This window comes from Nocardia sp. NPDC051900 (genome assembly GCF_044452545.1).
Classification (GTDB): Bacteria; Actinomycetota; Actinomycetes; order Mycobacteriales; family Mycobacteriaceae; genus Nocardia; species Nocardia sichangensis.
The window spans coordinates 1-2025 of record NZ_JBITBU010000055.1 but is presented as its reverse complement, the minus strand read 5'-3'; the positions used below and the strand labels follow the sequence as shown (position 1 = coordinate 2025).

Sequence of the window (2025 nt, the reverse complement as noted above, 5' to 3'; positions counted from 1 at the left end):
TCCCGCGGCCGGGCGTTGATCAGCGCCAGGGCGGCGGCGACGGCGCGCGTGATGTCGCGGTGCAGCTCACCCGCGGCCTCGTCCAGGCGGACCGCGGTGATGTGCTCGGCGAGCCATTCGGCGGCCGCAGCGTCCTCGCTCGCGCGCAGCCGCACGCCGCGCGTTTCGGCGATGTGCCGCGCCCACGTGGTGACGCTGTTCGCCAGCGCGCGCCGCAGGTCGCTGGACTTCGGGTCGAACAGCAGCGGCGAGCGCGGCGCGCGCCCGGTGCGCAGTCCGCGCGAGACCCGGTCTTGCCGCAACTCGGTGACGGCGAGCTCCTCGAGCAGCCACGGCACCCGGTCGAGGGCGTCGACGAGCTGCTCGGCGCACTCGCTGCACAGGAATTCGTTGCATGAGCGTCGGCAGTGCGGATTGCGGCACTCGCTCACTGATCGGCCTGCGGCCGCGGGATCGTCACGACGAGCGAGCCGTCCGCCTTCGCGAGTATGTGCATACCGGGATACAGGTTGTCGCGCAGCTGCACGAGCAGGCGGCCGATCATGTCGAACCGCTGCTGGTGTGACAGGCGGTCGCGGATGAATCCGATGCGGTGCAGCAGATCGGATTGCACGTCGCCGGGTTGGCCGCCGGGTTGGCCGATGGGGACGGGCAGGCTCACAGTAGGCCCCTTTCGGTAAGCATGGTGATGATGCTTTCGGCGACGAGCGGCGCCGACGAGTTCGCGCGGACATGCTGGCCCGCGTCCTGCGACAGCAGGAACCGCGCCATCGCGGCGATGTCCGGGCCCGCGGCCGCGAGGTGCGCGGTGATCGCCTTCGCGTAGGCGGCGGCCGCGACGGCCGATCCGCCGAGCAGGTTCACGCCCCGGTGCACGAGCTCGCCGTCGCGGTACAGGTCGGCTTTCTGGAACCAGTCGAGCAGCGCGGCCTCGACCGGATCCTTTTCGGGTAGCTGCAGCTCGATCATGAGCGCCCTTTCTTGTCGCGCGGCCGGGAGCGGCACAGGGATCGGGGTTCGTTGCGGTCGGGCCACCACACGACCGGACAGTGCTTGCACGGCAGCACCGGTACGCCTTTGCGGGGCACGGGTTCGCCCCATTCGTGGCGTCCGCTGACAACCGTCACGCCCTGCTCGGCGAGGTACCGGCGGACCAATTCGTTCAAGCGGACCAATTCGTTCAACTTGATGCGGCCGCGTCTGGTCGGCTGCGACATGACGAGCTGGCGGCCCTCTCGCCGCGCTTTCACCACCTGTTCGAAGAGATACGCCTGCCACGGCTGCGCGTCCGGGAATTGGGCGGCGAACCATGCGCGTACGTCTTGTTCGGACTCGGCCACAGTTCACCCCTGCCAGGTCAGTTCGAGCCACATCGCACCGGGCTTGCCACGCTCGGCGCGGTGAATGACCGACTCGGGTGTGGACACGTGACGTGTCGAGTCGTCGGGTACGAATCCGTAGCCCGCGTGCACGTTGAAACCCCGTTTGGTCGGCACGACCTTTTGCGGCGTCAGCCCATCGACGAGCGCTTTGACGGTGGGCGCGAGGTTCACGGTGTCGCGTGGCGTGTTGTCGCGCGGCCGATAGTGCAGCGTGATCGTCGCGTATCGAACACCTTTCGGCAGACCGGCCTTGCGTGCGAGCGTGACCATGTCGCGCCGAATGTCGGCGATCTTGCGGGCCCGCGCGAACCGTGCGCCCCGGGTGGCGCCGTTGTCGTTCATCGAGAGGGGCGGGCGCGACCAGGGAAGTCCGATAATCGTCTGCCCTCCGCTCGCCGATGCCTCCTGCAGACGTGCCGGTAGATCCTTTCCGCGGCAGTGCGCGCACATGCTGGCGGGCAGCTTCGTAAGCGGGCATGCAGGCTCGGCCATGAATTCGGGCGCCCACGGATCGAACGCGACCCGCCGCTTTCCGTCCGGCGTCGGGACCTGCACGGCCGGGCGGGCGTCGCCGACGAGATCCCTGATAGCTCGGGCGCGTTCGGCGGGAAACCATTCGTCCGTCGGCCGCGGCGGTGACGGC

General features: G+C 69.2%; 5 protein-coding genes. All 5 read right to left on the bottom strand.

From position 1 onward, the window contains the following. On the bottom strand, window positions 1-431 hold a 431-nt coding region (locus ACIA5H_RS37310), incomplete at its 3' end, for a hypothetical protein (RefSeq protein WP_397081034.1). Next, window positions 428-661: a hypothetical protein gene (locus ACIA5H_RS37305; RefSeq protein WP_397081032.1), complete on the bottom strand. Its 234-nt coding sequence runs from the start codon at window positions 659-661 to the stop codon at window positions 428-430. The genes ACIA5H_RS37310 and ACIA5H_RS37305, both read right to left, overlap by 4 nt. Further along, window positions 658-969, bottom strand: a complete 312-nt coding sequence (locus ACIA5H_RS37300) for a hypothetical protein (RefSeq protein WP_397081030.1) — start codon at window positions 967-969, stop codon at window positions 658-660. Before ACIA5H_RS37300 ends, ACIA5H_RS37305 begins: the two co-directional genes overlap by 4 nt. Next, window positions 966-1340 carry a hypothetical protein gene (locus ACIA5H_RS37295; RefSeq protein WP_397081028.1) on the bottom strand — a complete coding sequence of 125 codons (375 nt, stop codon included), beginning with the start codon at window positions 1338-1340 and terminating at the stop codon, window positions 966-968. Before ACIA5H_RS37295 ends, ACIA5H_RS37300 begins: the two co-directional genes overlap by 4 nt. A 3-nt stretch (window positions 1341-1343) precedes the next feature. Beyond that, the coding region (locus ACIA5H_RS37290; protein WP_397081026.1) for a hypothetical protein at window positions 1344-2025 on the bottom strand (682 nt) is incomplete at its 5' end.